Annotated in this window: 28 protein-coding genes; 2 read left to right on the top strand and 26 right to left on the bottom strand. The window is 70.8% G+C overall.

All coding sequences use genetic code 11. The features are described 5' to 3' along the window. Positions 1-6 precede the first annotated feature (6 nt). From JOM49_RS22020 to JOM49_RS21960, 13 genes are all read right to left on the bottom strand, one after another. Complete coding sequence (locus JOM49_RS22020) at positions 7-822, bottom strand: hypothetical protein (RefSeq protein WP_209666141.1); 816 nt, start codon at positions 820-822, stop codon at positions 7-9. Beyond that, on the bottom strand, positions 819-1,310 hold the full coding sequence (locus JOM49_RS22015; protein WP_209666140.1) for a hypothetical protein: 492 nt from the start codon (positions 1,308-1,310) through the stop codon (positions 819-821). Before JOM49_RS22015 ends, JOM49_RS22020 begins: the two co-directional genes overlap by 4 nt. Positions 1,311-1,324: 14 nt before the next feature. After that, positions 1,325-1,501 carry a hypothetical protein gene (locus tag JOM49_RS22010; RefSeq protein ID WP_209666139.1) on the bottom strand — a complete coding sequence of 59 codons (177 nt, stop codon included), beginning with the start codon at positions 1,499-1,501 and terminating at the stop codon, positions 1,325-1,327. Positions 1,502-1,554: 53 nt separating this feature from the next. After that, on the bottom strand, positions 1,555-2,046 hold the full coding sequence (locus JOM49_RS22005) for a hypothetical protein (protein ID WP_209666138.1): 492 nt from the start codon (positions 2,044-2,046) through the stop codon (positions 1,555-1,557). 42 nt (positions 2,047-2,088) lie between these two features. Further along, entirely contained in the window at positions 2,089-2,553 is a 465-nt protein-coding gene (locus JOM49_RS22000; RefSeq protein WP_209666137.1) for a hypothetical protein, read from the bottom strand. After that, the gene (locus JOM49_RS21995; RefSeq protein WP_209666136.1) at positions 2,550-3,035 is read right to left on the bottom strand and encodes a hypothetical protein; all 486 of its coding nucleotides are present in this window, start codon (positions 3,033-3,035) and stop codon (positions 2,550-2,552) included. The genes JOM49_RS22000 and JOM49_RS21995 overlap by 4 nt, the downstream gene beginning before the upstream one ends. A gap of 37 nt (positions 3,036-3,072) precedes the next feature. Then, the gene (locus JOM49_RS21990; protein WP_209666135.1) at positions 3,073-3,312 is read right to left on the bottom strand and encodes a hypothetical protein; all 240 of its coding nucleotides are present in this window, start codon (positions 3,310-3,312) and stop codon (positions 3,073-3,075) included. A 106-nt stretch (positions 3,313-3,418) separates the two neighbouring features. Beyond that, positions 3,419-5,179 (bottom strand): VWA domain-containing protein, encoded by a 1,761-nt coding sequence (locus tag JOM49_RS21985; protein WP_209666134.1) that lies wholly within the window; start codon positions 5,177-5,179, stop codon positions 3,419-3,421. A gap of 50 nt (positions 5,180-5,229) precedes the next feature. Continuing rightward, positions 5,230-6,393: an AAA family ATPase gene (locus tag JOM49_RS21980; RefSeq protein ID WP_209666133.1), complete on the bottom strand. Its 1,164-nt coding sequence runs from the start codon at positions 6,391-6,393 to the stop codon at positions 5,230-5,232. A gap of 73 nt (positions 6,394-6,466) precedes the next feature. Beyond that, positions 6,467-6,784, bottom strand: a complete 318-nt coding sequence (locus JOM49_RS21975; protein WP_209666132.1) for a hypothetical protein — start codon at positions 6,782-6,784, stop codon at positions 6,467-6,469. 41 nt (positions 6,785-6,825) lie between these two features. After that, positions 6,826-7,002 (bottom strand): hypothetical protein, encoded by a 177-nt coding sequence (locus tag JOM49_RS21970; RefSeq protein WP_209672313.1) that lies wholly within the window; start codon positions 7,000-7,002, stop codon positions 6,826-6,828. 913 nt (positions 7,003-7,915) lie between these two features. Next, positions 7,916-10,846 (bottom strand): BTAD domain-containing putative transcriptional regulator, encoded by a 2,931-nt coding sequence (locus tag JOM49_RS21965; RefSeq protein ID WP_209666131.1) that lies wholly within the window; start codon positions 10,844-10,846, stop codon positions 7,916-7,918. Next, positions 10,846-11,277, bottom strand: coding sequence for a hypothetical protein (locus JOM49_RS21960; protein ID WP_209666130.1), 432 nt, complete (start codon positions 11,275-11,277; stop codon positions 10,846-10,848). The genes JOM49_RS21965 and JOM49_RS21960 overlap by 1 nt, the downstream gene beginning before the upstream one ends. Before the next feature lie 299 nt (positions 11,278-11,576). Between JOM49_RS21960 and JOM49_RS21955 the strand changes: the two genes are divergently transcribed. Continuing rightward, positions 11,577-12,047, top strand: coding sequence for a hypothetical protein (locus JOM49_RS21955; RefSeq protein ID WP_209666129.1), 471 nt, complete (start codon positions 11,577-11,579; stop codon positions 12,045-12,047). Between the two features lie 73 nt (positions 12,048-12,120). Here JOM49_RS21955 and JOM49_RS21950 read toward each other — a convergent pair whose 3' ends face one another. Further along, complete coding sequence (locus JOM49_RS21950) at positions 12,121-12,546, bottom strand: hypothetical protein (protein ID WP_209666128.1); 426 nt, start codon at positions 12,544-12,546, stop codon at positions 12,121-12,123. 87 nt (positions 12,547-12,633) lie between these two features. Here JOM49_RS21950 and JOM49_RS21945 point away from each other — a divergent pair, with 87 nt between their 5' ends. Then, entirely contained in the window at positions 12,634-13,170 is a 537-nt protein-coding gene (locus JOM49_RS21945; protein ID WP_209666127.1) for a M41 family metallopeptidase, read from the top strand. An 8-nt stretch (positions 13,171-13,178) separates the two neighbouring features. Here the strand turns inward: JOM49_RS21945 and JOM49_RS21940 are convergent, their stop codons facing one another. The 12 genes from JOM49_RS21940 to JOM49_RS21885 form a co-directional block, all read right to left on the bottom strand. Further along, positions 13,179-13,649: a TadE/TadG family type IV pilus assembly protein gene (locus JOM49_RS21940; RefSeq protein WP_308158832.1), complete on the bottom strand. Its 471-nt coding sequence runs from the start codon at positions 13,647-13,649 to the stop codon at positions 13,179-13,181. Next, entirely contained in the window at positions 13,646-14,617 is a 972-nt protein-coding gene (locus JOM49_RS21935; protein WP_209666126.1) for a hypothetical protein, read from the bottom strand. Before JOM49_RS21935 ends, JOM49_RS21940 begins: the two co-directional genes overlap by 4 nt. Before the next feature lie 48 nt (positions 14,618-14,665). Beyond that, a complete protein-coding gene (locus JOM49_RS21930) occupies positions 14,666-15,094 on the bottom strand; it encodes a TadE/TadG family type IV pilus assembly protein (protein ID WP_209666125.1) in 429 nt (142 codons plus the stop codon). Between the two features lie 2 nt (positions 15,095-15,096). Next, complete coding sequence (locus JOM49_RS21925) at positions 15,097-15,294, bottom strand: hypothetical protein (protein ID WP_209666124.1); 198 nt, start codon at positions 15,292-15,294, stop codon at positions 15,097-15,099. A 64-nt stretch (positions 15,295-15,358) separates the two neighbouring features. Beyond that, the gene (locus JOM49_RS21920) at positions 15,359-16,252 is read right to left on the bottom strand and encodes a type II secretion system F family protein (RefSeq protein ID WP_209666123.1); all 894 of its coding nucleotides are present in this window, start codon (positions 16,250-16,252) and stop codon (positions 15,359-15,361) included. Beyond that, positions 16,249-17,181: a type II secretion system F family protein gene (locus JOM49_RS21915; protein ID WP_209666122.1), complete on the bottom strand. Its 933-nt coding sequence runs from the start codon at positions 17,179-17,181 to the stop codon at positions 16,249-16,251. Before JOM49_RS21915 ends, JOM49_RS21920 begins: the two co-directional genes overlap by 4 nt. Then, positions 17,178-18,545, bottom strand: coding sequence for a TadA family conjugal transfer-associated ATPase (locus tag JOM49_RS21910; RefSeq protein ID WP_209666121.1), 1,368 nt, complete (start codon positions 18,543-18,545; stop codon positions 17,178-17,180). Before JOM49_RS21910 ends, JOM49_RS21915 begins: the two co-directional genes overlap by 4 nt. Then, positions 18,542-19,477: a CpaE/TadZ family protein gene (locus JOM49_RS21905; RefSeq protein WP_209666120.1), complete on the bottom strand. Its 936-nt coding sequence runs from the start codon at positions 19,475-19,477 to the stop codon at positions 18,542-18,544. Before JOM49_RS21905 ends, JOM49_RS21910 begins: the two co-directional genes overlap by 4 nt. Next, positions 19,477-20,172: an SAF domain-containing protein gene (locus tag JOM49_RS21900; protein WP_308158831.1), complete on the bottom strand. Its 696-nt coding sequence runs from the start codon at positions 20,170-20,172 to the stop codon at positions 19,477-19,479. Before JOM49_RS21900 ends, JOM49_RS21905 begins: the two co-directional genes overlap by 1 nt. An 87-nt stretch (positions 20,173-20,259) precedes the next feature. Continuing rightward, on the bottom strand, positions 20,260-20,559 hold the full coding sequence (locus JOM49_RS43145; RefSeq protein WP_245369412.1) for a hypothetical protein: 300 nt from the start codon (positions 20,557-20,559) through the stop codon (positions 20,260-20,262). Positions 20,560-21,071: 512 nt separating this feature from the next. Then, the gene (locus JOM49_RS43140) at positions 21,072-21,737 is read right to left on the bottom strand and encodes a hypothetical protein (RefSeq protein ID WP_308158830.1); all 666 of its coding nucleotides are present in this window, start codon (positions 21,735-21,737) and stop codon (positions 21,072-21,074) included. A gap of 65 nt (positions 21,738-21,802) precedes the next feature. After that, positions 21,803-22,447, bottom strand: a complete 645-nt coding sequence (locus JOM49_RS21885) for a prepilin peptidase (protein ID WP_209666119.1) — start codon at positions 22,445-22,447, stop codon at positions 21,803-21,805. Positions 22,448-22,478 lie beyond the last annotated feature (31 nt).

The raw sequence follows: 22,478 nt of genomic DNA, 5'->3' as shown, positions 1-22,478 counted from the left end.
GTGGGGTCAGTAGGCGGTGAGCACCGCGCGGGTGCGGGGGTCAGCCAGCCCCGGGTGCGTGGTGTGGCGTTCGCCGTCGGCGATGAGGGCCCGCACCGTGAAGCGGGGCGGGCCACCTGCGGGGTCGGTCCAGCCGTAGAGGGCGGGCAGCATCGACAGGGCCTGCGCGGTCCGCTCGGCGGCGGGGTCGCCGTCGCGGTAGCCGAACACCTCGAATTCCAGCTCCATCGCCGTGTCGTCGGCGGTGACGGCGTAGCGCAGGTGCGGGGGCAACTGGGCGCGGAGCTCGTCGAGCTCGCCGGGAGTGCCTGGTCCCGCTGGCGCGGTGAGGTCGGTCAGGATCCGCAGTCCGAGCTGGGACACGTCGTGGCGGTGGGTCGCGCCGAGCAGCGGCCCGTAGCGGCGGAAGATGGTATCGGCGGCATCGAGTCCGGTATAGCCACAGGTCGCACGCCTGTACGGGAAGACCAGCGGTACATCACCCGGTCCGGGCGGAAAGTACTCACCTGCGCGCGCCGACCAGCGCTCTGTCCGCCGGGCGGTGAAGACCGCGCCTGTGTCGAAGGCGTGAACGTAGTCGGTGCCGTGGCTGGTGGGCCAAGGCCACGGCCACTCATCGCCGCGATGGGTGACCTCGCCGGCCTGCTCGACCTCGGCGGTGTGCAGGAAGAAGTCGACGAGGACGGCGAACCCGCCCGCGGAGCGGGCCCGTGTGATGTCCTCGATGCCGCTGCTGGCGCCGCTGCCGAGGTGGACCGAACCGAGCCATTCGGCGTCCGGGCCGCGCCCGAGGTAGAAATCGTGCGTCGTCGAGCAGCTCATGGGCCATCACCGCCGAAGGTGGACATGTCGGCGGGTTTCTCGCGCATGAGCGGCATCGGCACCGACGGTGGTGCGGCCGGAACGCGCAGCCACGCGTCGAGGTCGGGCGGGCCGAGCGGATCGTCCTCGCCATCGGGGAAGCCCGGGTTGTGCGGGTCGATCCGGTGCCAGCGGACCCCGCCGCCCACGGTGACGAACACCGCCACGTCCTCGGGATCGAAGGTGATGATCCAGCTGCTGTTGTGGCTGCTGGACCACGGCCATGGCCAGCCGAGTTCGGGCCGATAGGCCTGGCCGAGGCGTTCGTCCTCCCACACGAGGAGGGCATCGGCGACCGCCGCGCGGAAGGTGTCCTCAGTGGTCGCAGTCAAGGCCAGCCGTGTGGGCGGGACGGCGAGAAGGTTGTCGGGGTAGCACTCCCCGCGCAAAGAGCCGATCCAGTCGGCGTTCTCGCCACGTCCGAGGTAGAAGTCGGTGTAGCTCGACATGGTCCGTTGTCTCCTTATCGTGGTGGTGCGTAGGGATTGCGGCCGTGTGGTGCCGGGACGCAGGCGTAGGGATCAGGCGGCGGGTGTGGCGGTACTTCGTCGCCGTGGGCGGTGGCCTGATCGCGCTCGGCGGCGCGGCCGAGGATGTAGGCCAGCACGATGACCGGGGTCCACGGTCCGGGCAGCATCACGGCCAGCACTGTCCACAGGAGCCGTTTCTTCCTGTCTTGATCGTTCGGTCGGGTCATGGCTGCCGCCACAGCTCGCGCGAGTAGTCGATGGAGGGCGCGTTGGGAGCGGGGTACATCGGCAGCGGGACCGCTGGCGCCGCACTGGGGTCGCGCAGCCACGCCGCGAAATCCGGCGGTCCGCACCGCAACGGCGGGCGGGGCTCGGCGGGGTCGAGACGGTGCCAGCGGTCGCCGCCGCCCGCTGTCATGTGCACGCCGTTGTCCGGGCCGCAGAGGTAGGTGATGATCCAGTCGTTGACATGGCTGGTGTCCCAGTCCCACGGCCACCCGTGGCGCGGCGCGTGGGCGGCACCGAAACCGCCGACGGACCACATCAGCAGCAGCTCGTCCACCGCCTCGCAGTAGGTGGAAGGCTCTCTCGCGGTCAGGGCGGCGCGGCCGTGTTCGTGTTTGAGGAGGTTGTCGGGGTGGCAGGCGAAGAGCAGGCTGCCGATCCACTGGGCCGTCGGGCCCGAGCCGAGGTAGAAGTCTGTTCGTGTGGCCATGTCGGCGTTCCTTTCCTCCCGGGTTGTGCGAACTGGACGCGGTCAGGAGTTCTCGCGCAGCGGGCAGACGGGCTGGTGCCCGACGTCGGATCCGAATCCCGGCGGCGCGGGCACGGGGTGGCCGTTGGTCCGGGCGTCGAGGACGCGGCCGAGGGTGGCGAGGTCGGGGGCCTCGCCCGCGGGCACCTCGCCGGCGCACTCCGGGCACGGCGCGAGGGCGCGCAGGGCGTCCACCGTGCCAGCGAAGGAGGTGAACCGGTACTCGGTGCCGTCGTCGGCGATGGTCACGCGATACCAGCGCCAGCCGCCGTGTTCGCGGTCTGGGTCGTCGGTGACCGTCACCGCCTCGCACGCGACGGCGAACACGTCGGTTACGTCCCGGACCAGCCGTCGGCGGGTGATGGCGCGCTGGACATCGCACGGGCGGCTGTCGAAGCCGGGGTCCTGGCGACGGGCTCGGCCGAGTGCCTCGGCGGCGCGTCCGGCAAGAGTGTCGGTGGTTGTCATCGGGTGCGCTCCTTCACGGGGTTGTTGCCGGACTCGTGCAGCGCCCTGTTGGCTTGGTTGAGCAGGTGCAGGGACACGCTGGAGGCCAATGTCCGGGGCCAGTGCGCGGGGATCGGGGTCAGTGCGTGGGCGCAGCGCCATTCACCATTCGACACGGTCAGGAGTTCGGTGTGACTGCGGTCGTCGTCGGTGGGTGGATTCAGTCGTAGTACGAGGTCGCCCCGGTGCGTCTCGGGCGGTGGCTGGTGGTTCAGCCACATTCCCGCGAGTAGGTCGGTCGGTGCGGCGTGGGCGGCGGCGGGGTCGGCGAGGCTGGCCTCTGTGGCGGGGGTGTCCTGGGTGCGCGCGGCGATCATGACCAGCCCCCATGCCTCGGGCGGCATGGTCGTGGGGACGCTGCGGGCTGGGTCGGGCAGGAACCGCACCGCGTCCGGGGGCAGGGGCGGGTCGGCGGTGGCTACGGCGGTGCCGGTGTCGGTCATGGCGAGCTCTCCTTGTTGGTGCGGTCGCTGGTTTTCGCTAGGTGAGCCAGGGCTCGTCGGTGCGGCCTCGGAACCGTTCGGGTGGAATCCCGTTGGTGACGTGCCCGGAAGCGCAGCGCACTCGGAAGTGCACGCCGCTGGGAACGAGTTGGTCCGTCTCGACGGTGTTCTCGGGGGTCGGGCACCGATACAGCGCGCACGCCCAGGTGATGTTTTTGAAGAATTCCTGGTATTTCTTGGCGTTCTCGGGCGCATCGTCTCGAAAGAAAAACTGCATCGGTGTGCCTTTCTGGTTGCCGGGTGTGCTGCCCGTGGTGGTGACGGTCGAGGGGTGGATGCCTTGCGGTGCCCGGGGACGGGTGGATTCGCCGCCGGGTGGTTGTTCAGCGGGTGGCGCGCAGGGCGGCGGTGGCGGCTTGCCCAATGGCGCGGGCGGTGGTGGTCGGGTCGGTGAGGGTGTGCACGGTGGCGCCGTTCATCGGGTTGGTGCCGTCCTTGTCGGGGGCCAGCCACAGCACCGCGCACCCGCTTTCGCGCAACCGGTCGAGCATTTTCTGGCCTGGTTTCCGGGTGGCAGTTTCGAAGTCTCCGTCGGAGATGATCACCAGTAGCCGCGCGGCGGTCGGGCGGGACAGGTCGAGGGCGCCGTCGAGGGCGAGGATCGCGGTGTCGATGACGTGCCCGCCCAGGCGGGTGCCGAATTCGGTCACCTTCGCGGGTGTGGCGCCGGGGCGGGTGATCGGGGTGACGATGCCCGCGCCGAAGGTCACGGTCGCGGTGGTGGCGGGTACGGCGGTGTAGCGGGCGGCGTGGGCGAGGATCCAGGCTGCCGAGGCCACGGGGGCGGTGAAGGTTTTCATGGAGTCGGTGACGTCGCAGATGATGCCGAGCCGTAGCGGCGGGGCGGGCACGACGCTGCGGGTGGTGCGGGTGAACGGTTCTGCGGTGGGGATCGCGCCCGCCGCGCGTTGGGCGTCGGCGGTCATCGCGCCGCGCATCCGCAACCGTCCCGGGGGCGCGGTCGAGCGGGTTTTGGTGGGGGTGCGGTCGCGGTGTCCGGCGGTGGTCAGGGCGCGGGCGAGGTGGCGTGCGGCGGTGTGTTCGGTCGCGCCCGGGCTGCGGGTGCCGCGGATGTGGCGGGCGGTCGGGTCGTACCCGGTGCTCGTGCCGAAGACCGCCTTGGCGGCGTGGTGTGCCTGCTGGCGTGCCTTGTCGTCGGCGGCGCGCGCGTCCATGGCCACGGTGACGGGGTCGGTGGGCGCGGGGTCGGCGGCGACCGCGCTACCGATCACGGCGGCGGCGCTGGTGATCGCGTTCGCCAACGGCGACGGCGCTCCGCTCCCTGTCCCGTTTCCGTTCGCGTTGCTGACGGAGTTGGGGGTGTCGGGTGGCTCGTCCGGGTCGGTGCCGAGGGCTTCGCACCATTGGCGCCCGAGTTCGATCATGCGCTGGGCGTTGTCGTCGGCGGTGCGGTGCGCGGCGCGCCAGATTTTGCGGAGGGTCGTGAGGGTGTCGGTGCCGAGGATGCCGCGTACTACGCGCTCGACGGGGGCGACTTCGCGGCGGGTGAGGATGCCCCCGTCGACCCGTGCCAGCAACAGCGCGGCGCTGCGGGCGGCGTCCTCTGTGGTCATCTGTGGCGCGGCGGCGGGGTCGTTGGCGTGGGTGTCGGCGAGGATGAGGTTGATGGCGCTGGCGCGCAGCCAGTACCGGTCACCCGGGCGGCGGCGCACGTGCGCGGTTTCCATCCGGGTTTCTTCCAGCAGGTCCGCCGCCGCGACCGCGCCCGGGGGCGCGTCGCCGGGGGCGCGCCACACCGAATGCTTGGCGTGGCCGCATTCGTGGGTCAGCAGGCCCCATGCGGTGCGGTAGCGTTTGCGGTCCCCGACCCGGTGCGGTTCGACGGTGGCGGGGTCGACACCGGTGTCCAGGTGGGACCCGTCGACTTCGATGGTGGCGAAGTCGGGGAAGAAACAGGCGGGGGCGCCATGTCCCGCCCCGGGGGCAACGGTGACCACGAGGTCGTCGCGGTCGGCGATCGCGGGGACCTCGTCGCCGAACGCGGCGGACAGGGTCAGCCACCCGGGGGCAGCGGGAAACATGGCGGTGGGTGCGGCGGCGGGTGCGGTTACGTGGGTGGTCATGCTGTGTGTCCTTTCCGGATGGTTCGCGTGGGGGTTCGGTGCTCGCGGGGCTAGAACTGTGACCCCAGCGACAGCGGGGCGACGTTCGCGCCGAACACGTTGCGCACGGCTTCGGCGACCACCGCCCGGTCCTCGTCGGGGGCGATACCGACCAGGTTCCCGGCGGCGGCGGTGGTGCCGAGTACGTCGGCGATCCGGTTGAACGCGATCAGTTCCCGCAGTTGCGGCGCCCACCCGATCTCGCCTTTGTCTTGCCGCATGGCCAGGTTTTTCGCTACCCGCACCGCTTTCGGGTCGATCTTGAGCTGGGTGGCGAGGTCATAGTCGGTGGACACGTGGATCTGCGCGGCGAACCGCGACGAGAGCGCGTCGGTCAGTACCGCGCCGTGGACCCCGGGGTTGTGTCCGGCCACGACGTAGAACCCGGGCGCGGCGTCCACCACCTCGTTTTTGTGGGCTTTGATCAGGATTTGGCGGCGTCCGTCCATCGCGGGGTACACCACGGCGAGCACGGTCGGCGGGATGAGCGTGGCGTCGTCGATGAACAGCGCGCGCCCTTCCCGCATCGCGGTCACCAGCGGGCCGTAGGCGAATTCGTAACGGCCGTCCGGGGTTTGGGTGTACGAGCCGACGAAGTCGTCGGTCACGGTGTCACTGTCGCCCTGAATGGTCACGATGTCGTCGAACGCGGCTTCCACCACCGACGTTTTCCCGGTACCGGGCGGGCCGTACATGAGCGCGGACACCCCCGCGTCCCGCAACCGCCGTAGCGCGGTCACGTCGGACAGCCCGGACAGTCGACGCGGGTGGTACATCTGCCCGTTCGGTCGGCGCACGGGACCGGTGACCAGCGCGGGCGGGGCGGGCGGTGTAGCGGGGGGCGGCGGCGCGGCGGCAAGGGTGGCGCCGCGCGGGGTGACCGTGGCGGTTTTCGCGGCGTCGGCGGTTTTCGCGGTCGCGCGGTAGGCGACCGGGGTGGTGCTGACCTTTTCGGCTTCCCCGCGCGCTTCCAATGTCGCCAGCGCGTTGCCGACCGCGCCGGACGATTTCCCGCCGAGTCGGTGGGCGATGGCGCCGGGGGTGAGCGCGGCGGCGGGGTCGTGGGCGAGTTGTTCGGCCACCATGCGCCGAAGTTCGCCGTTGCGCAGCCGGGTGGCCGCGCCCGGGTCGGCGGACGCGCTGCCCGTGGGCGTAGTCGTGGCGGGGGTGGTCATCGTGTCGGTCCTTTCGCGCACAAGCGGGCGGCGGATTTGGTGTCTGATCTGGATGGTGGGGACCGGGCGGCGGTCAGCGTGCGGCCAGCGTGTGCACCAGCGTGGCCACGGCCTGTTGTTCACTGTCGGCGCGGTAGTGGGTGCCGTCGGCGGCCACGATTCGCCAGTGCTGACCGCACACGTTGTCGGCGGCGTAGTAGCTGCCCACGAACGTGCCGTCGGGGCGGGTCACGGTGCCGTACAACGTGTATTGCGCGTCGGCGGGGTCGATGATCACAGGCGTGACCGTGCACCCGTTTTCGGTGAACGGGCGGACCACGATGTCGGGCACGGGTCCGGGGTCGGCGTTGGGGTCGATGACGTGCACGGTGTGCGGGTCGTCGGCGTTCATGGTGTTGCCTTTTCTGTTGGGGTGGGTGGGGTGTGCCGGGGTCAGTGGGCGGCGGCGCATTCGGTTTCGACGGCGTCGGCGGCGCGCTGGTGGGTTTCGGCGGCGTGGTCGGCGGCGTCGGTGGTGGGGAATTCGTCGGTCCACCCGCAGTAGCAAAACGCGGTGGCGGTGCCGTCGGCGTGGTTGATGGTGTCGGCGTTGCACATAGCGGTCCCCATTTCGTGAGCGGAAGTTTTCCGAATTCCCGGGGAATGTTTACGCCCGGGGCGGTGGTGTGTGATTTCCGGTTTTCCCGGTGACACAATTAATGTAACCCGCACCCGGGGCGCCGCGCAATAGTTTTCCAGCGATTTCACGCCCCCATTCGGGGGATAATTCGACAGCTGTTCCCGCGAATTGATTTCAACATTTACGCAGGTCAGAGCATTCGGAAATGGATTCCACCGCGGACGCCGGCCACCAATAAGGCCAGGAACAATAAGAATGTTAAAGAGTGAATGAAATGAGGACGGGAGGAGTGGGCGAGGCGAGTGGGCAGCACGAACCCGGACAGGGAGCACAGTGACGGGGTTACCTGACGCCAGTGCCGGGCCTGATGTGCTTACCTGCTTGGTGTCAAGCGAGTCTGGGATACCGGCGGATCCCCTCAGAGCCGACGTGAGCTGCGGAGATGGCGGACACGGGTGGATCCGGCTTAGGCGGATACCGGAGTGCGGGGCTGATCGGCCGGGCCGGTGGCCCTCCGCCTGGCAGTGACGAGCCGTGCCGCGCCTGCCCGCCGGTGTCGCGCTGGGTAGCCACGCCTGCGTACGGCGCGCGGCCGCCGGAACACTGTCCTCACGGTGGAGGCCATGCTGGCACTGGACCGCATTCGAGGCGCGCGATGGCGGCGCTCGGCGCTCGGCGTAATGCGGTGCCGACAGCGGAGTGGAATACACGGGCGCGCGCACGAGATTCTTCTTTGGCCAGGGTGATCGTGGTATCGCGGTCGACGCTAGCATCGGTACGAAGCGAACCGCGGCCGGAAATCGAGGTATTTCGCTGTTCGGCGCAAAGGCCTTTATCGCGCGGCGCTCTGCCCTCGGCGCCTGCTCCGGCAGGACGTGTTCGGGAACTGGCAAGGCGGTCATTTCATGGCGCCGTGGGCCGGGAGACGTTCTCGACCGGTATTCCGGTGGCGTGGGAACGCAATCGCCGGGCGAGGTCGATGATGCCTGCGGTGGGCGTGGTGTCGATTTCGGCGAGACGGGTCCGCAAGAGATCCAGGGTGCGGGAGATGGCGTCGTGCCGGCCGAGGGTGTGTTGCAGGCGCATGATGTCGCGGTAGAGCAGTTCGTTGTGCGGGTCGAAGGCGCGCGCGGTTTCCAGCAAATCTAGGGTGTAGTCGGGATCGTGCTCGACCCGGGCGCGGGCGAGCGCGGCGACGGCGTCGAGCGCGTCGCGCCGGGTCGCTTCCCGGGCGGCGACGAGCCACTCGGCGTCCAGGCCGTCGGCCAGCAGGCCGCCGTAGTGCGCCACGATCGCCTCGCAGGCGACGGCGCGGCGTTCGGATATGGTGGCGCGGCGGCGGGCGGTCACGGCATCGGCGAAGGCCCAGTAATCCACGTCCGCCACGGCCGGGTCGAGCCGGTACCGCCCGTGCTCAGCCACGACGAGGTCGGCGACGGCACCACCGGTAGCGGTATCGAGGGCGCGGCGCATCCGCGAGAGGATCGTGCGCAGCACACTGGCGGGGTCGCGGGGCGGCTGCCCAAGCCAGAGGGCGTCGACGATCTTGTCCCGGGACACCCCGGCGGGGTGCACTGCCAGATACACCAGCAGTTCGAGCGGCCGGCTGCTCAGCGCACCGGACAGATCACGCAGCTCGGATTCGGGCTGTGCGGGGGCGGGGCGCCACTGCAGTACCGGGGCGCCGAACACCGTCAGCACCAGTGGCGCCGTGCCCGTGTCCGCCGCGGGCTGCGGACGGGACGCGCCGGCGGGTGTATCGGCCTCGGCGTCGCACGGTTCCGGCGCGGGGGTGCCCGAGGTGATCTCCAGGCGATCCGGGCTACCTCCGGCGTGGTGCGGCTGAGTCGGGGCAGCCTCGGCCGCCGGCACCGCCGCACACCGCGGCGCAGGGGCATCGCTTCCGTCGCCAGCACGGTCGCGGGGCTGCGCGGTGTGCAGGAAGGCCAGCAGGTCGACGGTAGCGGTGTCGGGCAAGGTGAAGGCGCGGGTACCGCGCAGGGGCTCGCCGAGGCCGGGGTCGGTCGCGGAGATGACCCCGCGGCCGGTGACGTAGGCGGTGGCCCCGGCGCGCCACTGGCCCAGCAGCAGCGCGGTGAGGCCGTGCTGGGCGTGGTTGTCGAGCAGGTGCTGCAGCCGCCTCTGTTGCTGGGGGTCGCGGGGAGGGGCCGTGATCAGGACGGTGGGCCGCTGTGGTGCCGGGTCGTCGAGGCCAGCCAGTGCGGTGTCCAGATCGGCTGTGACGGTGACCGTGTCCGGCAGCCGCGTGGCGGAGACGGGCACGCCGAGCAGACGGGCCAGGTCCGCGGCGGGCACCCACACCTCGGGTGCCGGTGCGCCTGCGGGGGCGCTCGTGAGCAGGGCGAGCAGCAGAGCGCGGGCCGCGGCGTAGCCACCAGGCCCGACCAGGCCGAGGCCGTGCACGTGAGCCAGGTCGAGGGCGATGTGAGTTCCCTCGCCCGCCGGGGCGTTCGTGGTCTCGCCGTCAGCGCTACGGGCGGTCGCGTCGAGGGCGATATCCACCGCTGATGGTGGGTGTTCCGGTCCGGCGCCGGACGTGGCGGTGGCGCCGATTACTCGGCGGGTGCGGGTCGCGAGTATCCGCTCGAAGCGCACGTCCCCGGTTCCTGCGTGCCTGCGGGTGCCGATCGTCGATCGCGCAGCGGGGTCGCCGACGTCCTGGTTGCCCTCGGCTTCCAGCGCGGTGTCTTCGTCGTGGTGTTGGGTACGCAGGTGCGCCAGGCGCAGCTGGTACACCACGGGCGCGACCGGCAGGCCGTCGTCACGCCGGCCGCTGCCGGGCCGGTACCGGGCTTGGTGGCGCCGCCGCGCGAGCACCAGCAGGGCACTGACCGCCGCGGCCAGGCCCAGGCTGACGAACACCTCACCGCTCCCCCACGTCACCGCGCTTCCGGCGTGCTGGTCGGTGGCGGTGCCGTTCTCGCGTGTCGGGACAGGGGCGGTGGACGGAGCGGGCTCCGGCGGCGGTGGTGTTGGTGTGACGGTGTTCGGTGCCGGAGGTGTCGGCTGGGTCCTGGGATCGGGGGCCGTGGGCACCTGTTCCGGTGCGGGCGCCGGGGCGGGCGGGATGCTGGTCTCGGGAAGCCGGAGGGTGTCGCCGGGGTGGATCAGGTTCGGGTTGGTCAGTGTCCGCCCGCCGGGTTGGATGCTGCCCTGGTTGAGGTTCCAGATCTCCGGCCAGCGGTTCCCGTCGCCCAGGCAGCGTCGCGCGATCCGCCACAGCGAGTCGTGCACGCCGTCCTGCGGTGGGCGGACCCGCTCGGTCCCAGGCTCGGCCGGGAGCTGGCCCTGGGACGGCTGGGTGCCGGCGTGCTCGCTGACGACCGGCATGGTCCGGGCGGGGGCGGTCACGGCCACCGGGGCGTGGCCGACGGGCCGGGCGGCACCGGCCGGGGCAGCTGGTGCGGCGGTGGCAGTGCGGCCCAGCACGGCGATCAGCACGGCGCCGACGAGGACGGCCGCGACCCGGCGCACCGGCCCTGTCTGTGCTCGAAGATCCGGCCACCGCGCACCCCGGGCGACCTCGAGGGCGCACGCGGCGAGGTGGGCCAGGAACACCAGCCACAGCAGCCACGCCAAGCAGGCGAGGGTATCGAGCAAGAAACTGCTCGACATCGGCGCCATGAGCACCGCGCCGATCTCCTGCAAGCCCGGCAGGTGGTCCGGCAGCCGCCAGCCCACGCCGTAGATCAGCGCCCACGGCAACCCAGCCACCAGCGCGACCAGCAGGGCGGCCGCGAGCAGCCCGCGCGCCGCCCGGCCCAGTCGCCACACGAAGCGGGCGATGGGCCTGCGGCCAGACGGCGCCGCCATCAGCTACTCGCCGGGCCAACCGCTACCCCGGCAGTGCCAGTGGATGCGGGTACCGCAGGTGCCGGTGATCCAGTGCGCGCGGCAGGCGGCTCAGCCACAGCTGGGCTGTCCTTGCCGCTAGTGATGTTCCTTCTCGCGCTCGAGCGTTTACCCTTGCCGCTGCGGGCGGGTTTGGTGGCCTGCTCGCGCCAGCGGGTGAGGTCAGCGGCGGGGATGTCGGTGACGTGGGCCAGCTCGGGGACGTCGATGACGTCGCCAGCCGCGGTCAGGACCTCGCCCAGCTGGTGCTCGAGTTCGGCGAGCTGGGTGGCGAGTTCGTCGTGCCGGCGGGCCAGCTCGCCGACGGTAGTAGCTGCTTGTGCCCGGCGCGCGCTGCGTGCAGAGTCTCGTTCCGAGATGCGGCGGGCGATCTCGTCTTCCGAGGTGACCATGTGGGTTCTCCTTCGCCGTGACAGTGCGGCCGTAGTCAGGACTCGATTGCCGGAACTGTCGTGGGTTCTCTGGCCGGCCGGTATCTGGGGTCGAGGCCCTTGGCCCGGCCGAGATGGGTCAACTCGCACAACGGCGCCGACTGACGGTCGGATATTTGGGGAAACGTCGGGTGTTGACCGTCATCACCACGCTGGTGGTGTGCTCGACGTCCCGTTGACGCTCCATGCATCCTCGAAGCGGCATAGACGACCAGCCGAGGATGGTGGCGATGAATGTTGCGTCGAGCGTGATAACACCGGTGGCCACGCTGATCGGAGTGATGCTGGGCGGCTGGCTGACTACACGGAATCAAGAGCGTTTGTGGCGACGAGAGCACGCTCGTCACTGGCGCGATATCCGGCTTTCGGCTTACAACGATTTCCTGCTTGCCTACCGCCAGTACGTGGTGTTCGCGGTCCACGCCGCTGCACGAACTTCGGCTAGCCAGGGTTCCGAAAAGACCGATGGCAACGTGCCGCATCTTGACGAGAGCGTTATTCCCTACGAGGAGAAGCTCGAAGCCTCGGCTGGAGTTGTCAGGCTCGTATCGGAGCGGCAGACGACACCTGATGCCGCTAAGCGGCTTGTCCTCCGGTCTCGGCAGGTCGTCGCGGCTACCTCTGACCACCCGGAACAAGGCACGCCGGGAGAACTCATTGAGCAATTGAGCCGAGCGAACGAAGAGTTCGTGACTGCGGCACGACTGGAACTGGGTCTGTCCGATGGCTGATCGCAGGCAATCAGATGGCGTGCGCCAGGTCAGGGATCTTGACTGTAACGGGTCACTCAGCCTGGCGAGCACGTCAGTTGCCGCCTATCACTGCGCCGGAATCCCCGGTATCAAGGTCCTCGCCGGTGACTCCGCGCTGCGGCTGGGCGGCGCCTCGCCCATGGGTGTGTATGTCGTCGATTCCGATCAGCGAGAGCAGCTGGGTTCGGTAGGTGCCGGTGACCTCAACGAGGACGGTGTCCCCGGCCACCTCGACCGTGCCGGTGGCGCCGACGCTGCTCAGGTATCGCTGCGCCAGGTCCCGCGCCCGCGCGGGATCGAGCTGAACGGCGCCGTTGGCGCGATACGCGGCGAGGTCGAGGGCCTGGGCGCCGGCGCGGGCGGCGGACTCGGCCTGCCCGCCGGCGCGCACCTTGCTCGCCAACGCGAGGCCGCCGTCCAGGCTCAGCCCGGTCAGGGCGAGCAGCCCGATCAGCAGGGCGAGCACGAAGGCGGTCACCCGGCCTTCCTCGGCCCGCCACCACCACAGCCGACGTCGCGCCGCGCCGGCGACGCCGGTGCGCGACGAGCCGGCGAGGTGAGCAGAATGGTCGCCGTGACCGTGCCCGAGACGCAGGAAACGCCCGTGGCGGGCGAGGACCGCGTGACCGCCTGGCACGAGGCCGGACACGCGGTCGTCTACCTGCTTCAAGGCCGCTCGCTGCGCTACGTCACGCTGCGGCCCCGCACCCCCGGACGGGCAGGGTTCACCGCGGTCGGGCCCCGCCGGGTCGATCTGTCCACGCTGGCGGTCGTCGCGCACGCCGGACCGCTCGCCCAAGCCCGTCACATCCTCGACACGACCAGCTCGGCCGGACGCAGCCGCGAGGAGGTGACCGCCGACGACGTCCGCCTCGACGCCTACCTGCATGGCGGGCACGACGACCTTGCCGTGATCGCCGACGCCCGCCGCGCCTACGGCCTCGCCGCCGGGCAGCCCGACCTGTGGGCGGGCATCGCCCAAGACCTGATCGACCGGTACTGGACCGAGATCGGCCGTGTCGCCACGGGGTTGCTCGAGCATCGGAGCTTGACCGGCGCCCAGGTCCGCGCCTGCGTCCCGCAGCACTGGCTCGCGCGCTGAGCCGGCCATCAGGAACCCTCCCCCTGGTGCCAGGACCGGTGAGTGTCGACGACCTCGCTGGCAGTCGATTCCAGGATTTTCCCGCCGAGTACGCCGAGCAGCAGCGCTTGGCCGAAGTCGACGGTGCAGCGCAGGCTGACGGTCACGGTCCCGGCGGGAACGAGCGAGCCGGACATCGTGGTGGTGACATCCCGGCAGACCAGCCCGGCATGGGCGAGCGCGGCGCTGGCGGTGTCGCGTGCGGCGGCGGTGGCGGCCGGGAGGCCGCGGTGCAGGGTGGCGGCGCGGGCGGCCTGGTGCGCGGCGTCGTCGAGCCGCAGCCGGGCGTCGACCCCGCGGTGCACCACCACGGCCAGGAACACCAGCAGCATCACCAGCAGCGGGGTCACCAGCACGGCCTCGGCGGTCACCGAGCCGCGCTCGGCGGCCCACCACCGCCGCATACCGACCGTGGCCGCCTTCAGCACGTCCCCGGTCACGACAGGCCCTCCCGTGACCGGACTCGCCGCGCCAGCGCTCTCCCGGTCCAGGTGCCGCGGCTAAGCAGGACGCGGAGACGTCGCGACCACTGCGAGGTCGGGTGTTCCCACGGGAACGTTCCAGCTCCGGTGATGTCGCGGGCGGCGGTGATGTAGGCGAACACGTTCTGCGGCAACGCTTCCGCGGCCTCGGACAGGCGTCGGACTTCGGCAGGGTCGGGCACGGCGGCGAGTATGTGGTCCGTGCGGGTGGACAGCGCGGTGTGGCGCAGTTTCGCCTCCCAGGCGCGGGTCAGCACCAGGCAGCCGTGCAGGTGCCGCACGACCTCGTTCACCGCGTCGTCGATCACCGTGACGGCCTCGCGTGCCGCGGCGGCCAGCTCACCGACCGCGGCATCGGGATCGGCGGCGAGTTCGCCGGCCAGGGTCCGGGCGGCGCGGGTGCGGTCCAGGCAACACAACGCCTGCCACACCACCGCATGCACCTCACGCGGCACACCCGGGTCGATCCACTCCCGGGCCGGGCTGCGGTGCAGTTCGCCCACCCCGGCGATCAGGGTCCGCACCGCGTAACTCGCGGTGCCGAGATCGGCGAAGTCGCGACCGCGGAAGAAGAACTCGCCCCGCACGCGATCCAGCCGGCAGGGACTGCCAGGGCCGTGGCGGTGGTCGATGAGCATGCGGGCGGCGCTGTACCAGCCGGCGACCAGGCTCGCGCCCACCGTGAGGATTCCGGCACCGGAGGATAAAACCGCGGCGAACCCGCTGCCCGATGCCGCCGCGAGCGCCGCCAAGGCGACACTGGCCAGTCCGGTGAGGACAGTCCGCGGACGCAGTCCTGCGCGGACCCGCTCGCCGCGCCACTGAGACTCCGGGATGTCAGGGTTGAGCAGCATCGAATCCGGCCCGTCGAGGAACGTCGCCGCGTGCACGGGCATCGCCGTGTCGGGCGGATCATGTTGTGTCATCAGGGTTTCCTTTCGACCGGTCGCCAATTCATCGCTGCACCAGAAGAGCTAGGGCGCGGTGTCGGGCACGAAGCGTTCGATCTCACCGGAGGCTTCGGCGTGCACGTGCAGGTGCACGCAGGGCAGGACCGCGGCGGCCTCGCCACGGATACTCACCGACACCGCGGTCGCACCGCGGGAGACCGCGAGGTTCGGCTCGCGCAGCGGCCCGGCGGCGAGGTCGTCGAGTAGGCGCTGCCCGGCGGCGTGCCCGGCGCTGGTGGTGCCGTCCTGGGTTCGGGCGGCGGCCAGGGCGTGGGAGGCGGCGGCTTGGGCGGCGTGGGTGGCGTGTGACCACAGCGCGAACTGGGTGATGGCCAGTAATGCCAGTAACAGCAACGGGGTTGCGATGACGAGTTCGACGGTGACCTCGCCCCGGTCTCCCCGCAGCGCGCGCCGGACACGCTCGGCCGGCGCGCGGGCGGCTGTGGTGAGCATCGTCAGCCGAGCCCGAGGTTGATCGAGTTCGCCTTGTCCGTCAATTTCGCCACGATGATCGCGATGATGGCGATCGCGGCGATGGCCATCAGGGCGGTGACGATGACGGTGGTGGTGATCTCCCCGCGCTCCGGGTCCGCGCGTAGCAGGATGATTCGGCTGCGTGTCAACTCCCAGAGCGTACGGACATAGTGCAACATGGTGGTGCCTTCTTTCCTTGTGGCGCAATGCCTTTCGCGGTAACGAGGAGGGACAATGAGTGGACTAAAGTCCATTGAGGACCTGGATCACCGCGGGGTAGGCGATGAATCCCAGGAAGCCGAGGAACAGCAACGTGACCGGCAGGGCCATGCGTTCGGTGGCGGCCTGGGCATCGGACTCGGCGTCGGTGATCTGATGGGTCCGCAGGGCCTGAGCTTTCGCGGCCAGCGACGCGCGCACGCGGGCGCCTTCGGTACCGGACAGGGAGATCGAGGCGGCGAGTTCGGCGAGTTCGGTGATGTCGAATTCCTCGCCGAGCTGGCGCAGCGTGTTCCACGGGGTGGTGCGGGTCAACTGCGCGGCGTGCAGCGCGCGGCGGATCTTGTCGAACGCCGGTCCGGCTCCGACGGCCGCGGCGTCGCCGAGGGCGGCCTCGATCCCGGCGCCTCCGGCGAGAGTGATCCCGACGAGGTCCAGGAATGCGGAGAGTGCGTCGCGGGATTCTCGCCGGAGCCGGGTGGCCTTGGCGCGGACGTCGAGATCAGGGGTCAGGAAGCCGAGGGCGGCGAGCAGCAGCCCGGCCAGTAGCGGCGCCTCCACATCGAGCGAGAGCCCGCCCAGGGCCAGTAGCGCTCCCAGCAGCCACGGCGCCAGCAGCCCGGCGATGGCGGGCAGGGCTTTCGACGCCAGGTGGGTATCGACTCCGCGGCCGGTGACTCGCAGATCGGCCTCGATCTTCGTGCCGGGCAGCCCGAGCATCCGCAGGCCCGGGGCGAACACCCGGCCCCAGCGGCGCACCCAGGCGGCGTCCGCCGCGGCGGCGATCGGTGTGGCCGGTGGTCGCGAGCCCACCTGGGCGAGCCGGTCGCTCAGCGTCGGCGCCGGCGGCAGCGTCCAGGTCAGCAACAGCCACAGGCCCGCACCGGTACCGGCGCCGAAGAGGAGCGCGGGGATCACGAGCGTTCACCTCCGCTCACCCTCGCTTCGCCGCCGCCAGGTGCCCCGGTCAGGTCCGAGGCGTCCAGGGCGAGCACGCGTGTCTGCCGTCCGCTGGTGGCGATCCGGGCGAGCCAGGCGAACCCCGTGGCGAACAGGCCCCCGATGCCCAGCAGGACGATCTGGCCGGTGGCGGTGTTGTAGACGTCGAGGTAGGCGCGGTTGAAGACCACGACCCCGGCGGCGAACGCGAGTGTGGTGGCCACGATGACCCGCACCGACGTTCGCGTCCGGGCCCGGCCGGTCTCCACGCGCATCCGCATCGCGGCCTGCCCGCGGGCGGTGGTGGCCAGCGAGCCGAGCAGGTCGCCAAGCTGGCGGGCCTGGTGCTCGGCGGCCAGGACCAGGGCGGCGAGGACGAGGTCCGCGGTCGGGTCGTCGAGCTCGCGTGCGAGGGCCCGTAGCGCCGGCGCGAGGCGCTGGCCGCTTTCCAGCCTCGCGGCGAGGGCGGCGACCTCGCCGCGGATGGCCGCGGGCGCGAGCGGGGCGGTGGCGAGGATGGCTTGCTCGAGCCCGGCCGCGGCGGACAGGACGTCGCGCAGCATCTCCGTCCACGAGGCGATCGCCTCGATTCGCGCGACCCGCTGTGTGTGGGTGCGGTCCGGGCCGACCAGGCGGGGCAGGAACCACACCGCGGCGGCGGCCAGCACCGCGCCGACGATCCATCCGGTGATGGCCCCGGTCAGCACGCCCGCGCCGACCGCCACGACGACGCGCAGCAGCGCGCGCCGGTCGCCGGCCTGGCCGCGGGCGGCTCGGATCAGCCCGGCGCGCCGCGAGGGCTGCGCCGCCGCTGCGGGCTGGTGCCAGGCGGCCACGATCAGAAGAACGCCGACGGCGGCTCCCAAGCCGAGCACGGCGGCGAGCATGGTGCTGGTGTCGAGGCTCATGGCGTCCACCACCCCTCCGGTCGGGCCAGCAGGTCCGGGTCGAATCCGGCGGCGACCAGGTCGTCGAGGGTGTCGGTGCGCACCGCTCCGGCCACCGGAACCGCGCGGCGGTCCGGGCCTCGGCGGTAGACCTCGTTGGAGATCACCGCTCCCGCTTCGGCGTCGATGACCTCGCGGATCGAGGCGATCACCCGTGTTGTGCGGTCGGCGGCCCGGTCGAGGTGCACGACGAAATGCACCGCGCTCGCGACCAGCAGGGCGGTGGCTTCCAACGGGAGCCGTTCGGGGCCCTGCGCGGCGTAGGAGGCCAGGCGGGTGAACGCGATTTTCGAGCTGGAGGCGTGCAGGGTGGCCATGGAGCCGTCATTGCCTTGGCTCATCGCGTTGCACATCGGGATGACCTCGGCGCCGCGGATTTCGCCGACGATGACGCGGTCCGGGGACATGCGCAGCCCCCAGCGGACCAGCTCGGCCTGGTCGATGGCGCCCTCGCCTTCGACGTTGGGTTCGCGGGACTGCAGGGCGGTGACGTCGGCGTGCAGTTCGGGATCCAGGCCGAGGCCGAGTTCGAAAGCGTCCTCGACAGTGACGACGCGCTCCAGGGAATCCATCTCCGCCGCCAAGCCCCGCAGCAGCGTGGTTTTACCTGCCCCCGTGCCTCCGGTGATCAGCACGTTCTTGCGTGCCCGGACCAGCGCGCGCAGGAACCGCTCCAGCCCGACGTCGAGGGTGCCGCGGCGGCGCAACTGGGCGAGGGTGGCGGTGAGATAGCCGTGCCGGCGGATCGTGCACGCCGTCACCCCACCCGCAGTCAAGCCGAGTACCGCGAAAAGACGTTCGCCTCCGGGCAGCTGCAGATTCAACGCGGGGCTGCCGCGATCGAACCGGCGCTCCTCGGAGGAGGCGCGGGCGGCGAGGGTGCGGATTAGCTCGGTGAGTTCCTCGTTGGAAGCCGCCACGGGGGCGACCTGGACGCGGCGGCCGTCGTTGTATTGGACGAACACTCGGTCGTAGCGGTTGACCGCGATCGTCTCCACCGACGGGTCGGCCAGCAGTGGCTGCAGCCCCCCGAGGCCGAAGGTCTCGTCGAGGACCTGTTCGACGACCCGCTGCTCAGACGGGGCATCGACCAAAACGTGTCCTGCAAGAAGCTCGGCCTCGCTGTGCCTGGCGACCGCGGTGTCGAGGACCTCGCGGCCGATCTCCCGGCGCCGCGCCAGGGGCAACGCGGAGCCACTGGCGCGGGCGGCGGCCTCGACCTGGCTGGGTAGGTCCGTGGTCAGCGCCTGCCGAAGCCGGGCGCGCAGCCGATGCTCGGCCCCGTCGAGGCCGCCGGGCACGGCAGGGTAGTCGGTGCGGGTCATGTGGGTGGCTCCTTCCCTGCGGTGCCGGGCTGATGGCCGTTGCGATGCGAGTCGCTGACCTCCCACGGCATGGGCACCAGACACGATGGAGGGAGCCCTGGTCCAAGCGGAGTGACGACAGCGCCGCCCGGCCGGTAGCGCACCTGCTGGGCAGGCACGCCTGGCACGGCCCCCGGCGTGGTCGGCGGCGGCGCAGCAGCGGCCGAGGCAGCGGGACCGGCGAGGGTGCGGGCGAGGGCCGCTGCCTGGTGGGCGAGACCGCTCTGGCCGCGGCGACGGGACGGGGGTGGCCGGCGCCCGGTCAAGATGGCAGCAGCGGCCGGGTCGTGCGGGATGCGGCCGATCGCTGGCACACCCAGCTCCCGCTCGACATCGGCGGTCGGATAGCCGTCCCCGGTCAGCAGCAGACCCGGCCGCGGTGTCCAGCGGGCCAGCTCGCCCAGGCGTGCCGCGGTGTGGGCGAGGTCGTCGCCGTGAGAGCCGGTCACCAGGAGCAGGGCGTCGGCGCAGCGCGCAATCGCCTCAGCCGGTGATCCGGGATCGACGCGGCCGCAATCGGCCAGCACGACTACCCCTGGCTCGCGGGCCAGGGCGGACAGCACGAGCGTGTCCTGGGCGGTGGCCAGGGTGGACAGCGCCGAGCGGGCATGCGCGCCGCCGGGCGGGGCTACCAGCGCGCGGGCCCCGATGGGCAGAGCCTGGGTGTGCTCCCACGCCACCGCGGGGTTGCAGGTGCGGCGTGCGGCGGCGGCCAGGCTGACCAAGCCCGGGGTGGTCGGCAGGCCGAACCGCATCGCCAGGTCACCCCCGGACGGGTCGACCTCAGCGACCAGACGGCGGACGCTCTCGGCCTCTGGCCACTTCAGCGCCAAGGCCACGGCCACGGTGGTCACTCCCGGCGAGCCCTTCACTGAACACACGGCGATCAACATCAACGACCACCTCCCGCAGGCTGCATCACCAGCGCGAGCTGCCCGGCCGGAACCTGTGCCAGCTGCGACGCGCTCCTAGTGTCGAGGTCCAGGGACACCACTGTCGTCTGGTCCGTGCCAGCGGAGGCCACGCCGACGACCGTGGCCCCCCAGGACGAACCCGGGCCTTGGCCCTGTGCAGTGGTCGAGGCTCCCTCCGGAGTGGCGGCGGTGACGACCACGGCGACCGGAGTTCCGGCAGCGAGTTCGGGTGGAAACTGCCCAGGCCTCACGCCGACCGCGACCAACGCCCGGCCTGCCGCCGGGATCAACGCGTTGCCGACACTGTCCGGGGTGAGGAGCGTCCCGCTGGGAAGGCTGGTCGCCATCGGCCGGCCCACCACAGTCACCATCCGGTCGGCCGGCACCGTCGACACCCCGACCGAGAAGGAGACATCGACGATGCGGACGTCCGCCTCAGAGAGAACGTGGCCGACCGTGACCGGTCGCGCCATCGCGAGCACCGGCGACCGGTCATGGGCAGCACTGGACCACCACAGCGCTCCCCCGACGCACAGCACGATCAGCAGCGCGCCGAGCAGCAACTGCGGAAGCCGTCGCCGGGATCGCCGCGGCGATCCCGGCGAGCCGGTCGAATCCAGCCACGAACCCTGCCGACCAGCCGCCTTATCAGGAGTGGTGTCAGAGCTGATCACGTTGCGCCTCCAGGCATAGCTCACCCACGCCACGAATTCCCGCGCGGTCGAGAAAAGGAAAAAAACCAATTCGGTTGAAGTGCGGCGTCAGCCGATTCCGAGCGCCTGCATTTCGGCGACCCTGAACGCGGTCGACGCGCTGGTCGTCAGATCGGGCAGCGTGCCGGACGCGTCGGCGCCGGACCACATGATCGTCCAGTGCACCGTGGCGATCACGGGAAAGCTTTCGTCCGGGGCACCGGCCGACGGCCGGTGGTAGATGTGCCCGCAATCCGGCGACGCGGCCTGCGGGTCACCGCCCTTGTGGAATGACGTTCCCGGGCCGGTGCAGGTCAACGTGGTCCCGTCACCCATCGACCACACCGCCTCGGCCGGAGTCGCGGTCACCGTGACCGACACCCCAGGGACGGACGCGGTCGAGGAATACGGACGCCACGACGCACCATCCAGCCATAGCCACGTCGGCAGCCGCACGAGCTGCGTACCAGCTGGACTCGAAGCGATCACCGGACTGGGCAAGCGCAGTTGACCCCGCGCGATACGGGCTACCTCGCCTGGGCTGAACTGCGGGATCTGCACCGGCAGACCAGCTGCCGACCCGCCCATCGTGCACTCGTGCGTGTACCAGGGACCAGACGTCGACCCCGGCGGTCCGGTGTAGCCGCTGGCAACGTACGTGCAATTCGACGCCGGAGAGCCAGGTGCCGTTGCCGTCTTGCCGACACCCGACGGCGCCGGGCCAAGGTGGCCTGGCGACCCAGGAGTGCCCACTGCCACATCACAGGTGGGAGAAGGGCTCTGGCTGCAATCGATGCCACCCCATGGTTCGGTGGCGGTTGCAGTCCCCCCGCCGATCAAGGTCAGGCCTACCACGCACACAGAAATTCGCCGGATTCTGGTCAACATGAGCCGAGCTCGTGAATTCCGAAGTCCGTGACGCGCCAGACGCCGTCAGATTGCCGTTCGACCACTGCGTTAATGTGCCGTCGACCGCCAGGCTCTTCGTCCGCGAGCGCTCCGGTGTCCGCGCGGTACAGCAACCAGGTGCTGCTGTCGCCGCAATCCTCGATGACGATCTTGCCGGTCTCGGTGGAGAGCACCCGCGGAGAGCTCTTCGGCCGCCCCTTGCTCACGAGGCCGTTGGACTGGTTCGCGTACAGGCCGCGGGTGATGTTGGTGAGAGCTGTACCGGTGGCGTTCCGGCTCAATCTGGGATCTTGCCAATTTGAGGTCTCCCCCGCCACGGCCATGTCGTTCCACATGCCCAGGTAGGCCGTGATGGCTTGTTGCTCGGTGGTAGCGACGCTGGGACTGGCAGGCTGGCTGGGCGGTGAGGACGACGGATAGGTGAACGGGGACGGCGGCTGCGCTGGAGCGCTGCCGGAACTGCACGCGCCGAGCAGGAGCGTCGTGCTTGCCGAAAGTGCGGCAACCCACCGAGGCCCCGGGTGAAGCCGGTCCATCGCGTTCTCCCTCATCGGATAGTCGCCGATGCCCGCGGCGTTCCGCCCGCTTGAGTCTGCTGTCAGGTTCAGTCGTTCGAGGGCAGCACTGCACTCGCGCACCTGACAACCGTCTGTTCGCCCCTCGAGCCAAGATGTACTCGTTCGAGTGAAATCGCCCGCCGTTGTCACGTCGGCACCTGAAACACCAGCGCGGTGTACACCCCGGCCAGCAGGAACGGACCAAACGCCATTGGCGAAGAAGACCAGCGCCGCGAGATGGCTGCTCGGCATGCAAGCAGCACAGCCGCACCCGTCGTGGCAGCGAGCAAGGTCAGCACCGGCGTGGACCAACTGACCCATCCCGACAACAAGCCGAGCACACCGCCGAGCTTGACATCGCCCGCACCAAGGCCCCCGCCGCTGAGCAGCGCCACAAGCAGGAGTAGCGCGGTGACGGCAATCGAAGCCGCAACCGAGCGCGCCGCGCTGATCAGATCGGCCCGAACCCATGCGGTGACCACTAGAATCGCCGTCGTCGTCACGAAGCAGGATCCGAGCAGCGCCGTAGGAAGCCGATGTTCGGCGATGTCGATTACCACCAGCGGGACCGAAAACACCGCCAGCGCGCTGAACACGGCGAGTTCGGCGTTCCAAGGTAGCCATAAGGTCACCATGACGATCAAGACCGCCGTGGCGCCTCCGCCGGTCACCGGCGAAGTCCACCACGACGGTGGCTCGACGGTCAGCGCGTGCCGTGTCACGGCTGACATCGACGCGCCCGCTACTGCACCCATGATTCCAAGCAGCGGCACCCATACCGCATTGTCCATCTGACACCTGCACGAGAGTGAGCATTTTGAT

Source organism: Amycolatopsis magusensis (assembly GCF_017875555.1).
Classification (GTDB): Bacteria; Actinomycetota; Actinomycetes; order Mycobacteriales; family Pseudonocardiaceae; genus Amycolatopsis; species Amycolatopsis magusensis.
The sequence above is the reverse complement of the archived record's forward strand: the minus strand, read 5'-3'. Positions and strand labels throughout refer to the sequence as shown.

Bases quoted from the DNA above. Each gene is read 5' to 3' on its own strand.
- JOM49_RS22020 (WP_209666141.1), bottom strand. From the start codon at position 822: ATGAGCTGCTCGACGACGCACGATTTCTACCTCGGGCGCGGCCCGGAC.
- JOM49_RS22015 (WP_209666140.1), bottom strand. From the start codon at position 1,310: ATGTCGAGCTACACCGACTTCTACCTCGGACGTGGCGAGAACGCCGAC.
- JOM49_RS22005 (WP_209666138.1), bottom strand. From the start codon at position 2,046: ATGGCCACACGAACAGACTTCTACCTCGGCTCGGGCCCGACGGCCCAG.
- JOM49_RS22000 (WP_209666137.1), bottom strand. From the start codon at position 2,553: ATGACAACCACCGACACTCTTGCCGGACGCGCCGCCGAGGCACTCGGC.
- JOM49_RS21995 (WP_209666136.1), bottom strand. From the start codon at position 3,035: ATGACCGACACCGGCACCGCCGTAGCCACCGCCGACCCGCCCCTGCCC.
- JOM49_RS21990 (WP_209666135.1), bottom strand. From the start codon at position 3,312: ATGCAGTTTTTCTTTCGAGACGATGCGCCCGAGAACGCCAAGAAATAC.
- JOM49_RS21985 (WP_209666134.1), bottom strand. From the start codon at position 5,179: ATGACCACCCACGTAACCGCACCCGCCGCCGCACCCACCGCCATGTTT.
- JOM49_RS21980 (WP_209666133.1), bottom strand. From the start codon at position 6,393: ATGACCACCCCCGCCACGACTACGCCCACGGGCAGCGCGTCCGCCGAC.
- JOM49_RS21975 (WP_209666132.1), bottom strand. From the start codon at position 6,784: ATGAACGCCGACGACCCGCACACCGTGCACGTCATCGACCCCAACGCC.
- JOM49_RS21970 (WP_209672313.1), bottom strand. From the start codon at position 7,002: ATGGGGACCGCTATGTGCAACGCCGACACCATCAACCACGCCGACGGC.
- JOM49_RS21965 (WP_209666131.1), bottom strand. From the start codon at position 10,846: ATGGCGGCGCCGTCTGGCCGCAGGCCCATCGCCCGCTTCGTGTGGCGA.
- JOM49_RS21960 (WP_209666130.1), bottom strand. From the start codon at position 11,277: ATGGTCACCTCGGAAGACGAGATCGCCCGCCGCATCTCGGAACGAGAC.
- JOM49_RS21945 (WP_209666127.1), top strand. From the start codon at position 12,634: ATGGTCGCCGTGACCGTGCCCGAGACGCAGGAAACGCCCGTGGCGGGC.
- JOM49_RS21935 (WP_209666126.1), bottom strand. From the start codon at position 14,617: ATGACACAACATGATCCGCCCGACACGGCGATGCCCGTGCACGCGGCG.
- JOM49_RS21930 (WP_209666125.1), bottom strand. From the start codon at position 15,094: ATGCTCACCACAGCCGCCCGCGCGCCGGCCGAGCGTGTCCGGCGCGCG.
- JOM49_RS21925 (WP_209666124.1), bottom strand. From the start codon at position 15,294: ATGTTGCACTATGTCCGTACGCTCTGGGAGTTGACACGCAGCCGAATC.
- JOM49_RS21915 (WP_209666122.1), bottom strand. From the start codon at position 17,181: ATGAGCCTCGACACCAGCACCATGCTCGCCGCCGTGCTCGGCTTGGGA.
- JOM49_RS21910 (WP_209666121.1), bottom strand. From the start codon at position 18,545: ATGACCCGCACCGACTACCCTGCCGTGCCCGGCGGCCTCGACGGGGCC.
- JOM49_RS21905 (WP_209666120.1), bottom strand. From the start codon at position 19,477: ATGTTGATCGCCGTGTGTTCAGTGAAGGGCTCGCCGGGAGTGACCACC.
- JOM49_RS21885 (WP_209666119.1), bottom strand. From the start codon at position 22,447: ATGGACAATGCGGTATGGGTGCCGCTGCTTGGAATCATGGGTGCAGTA.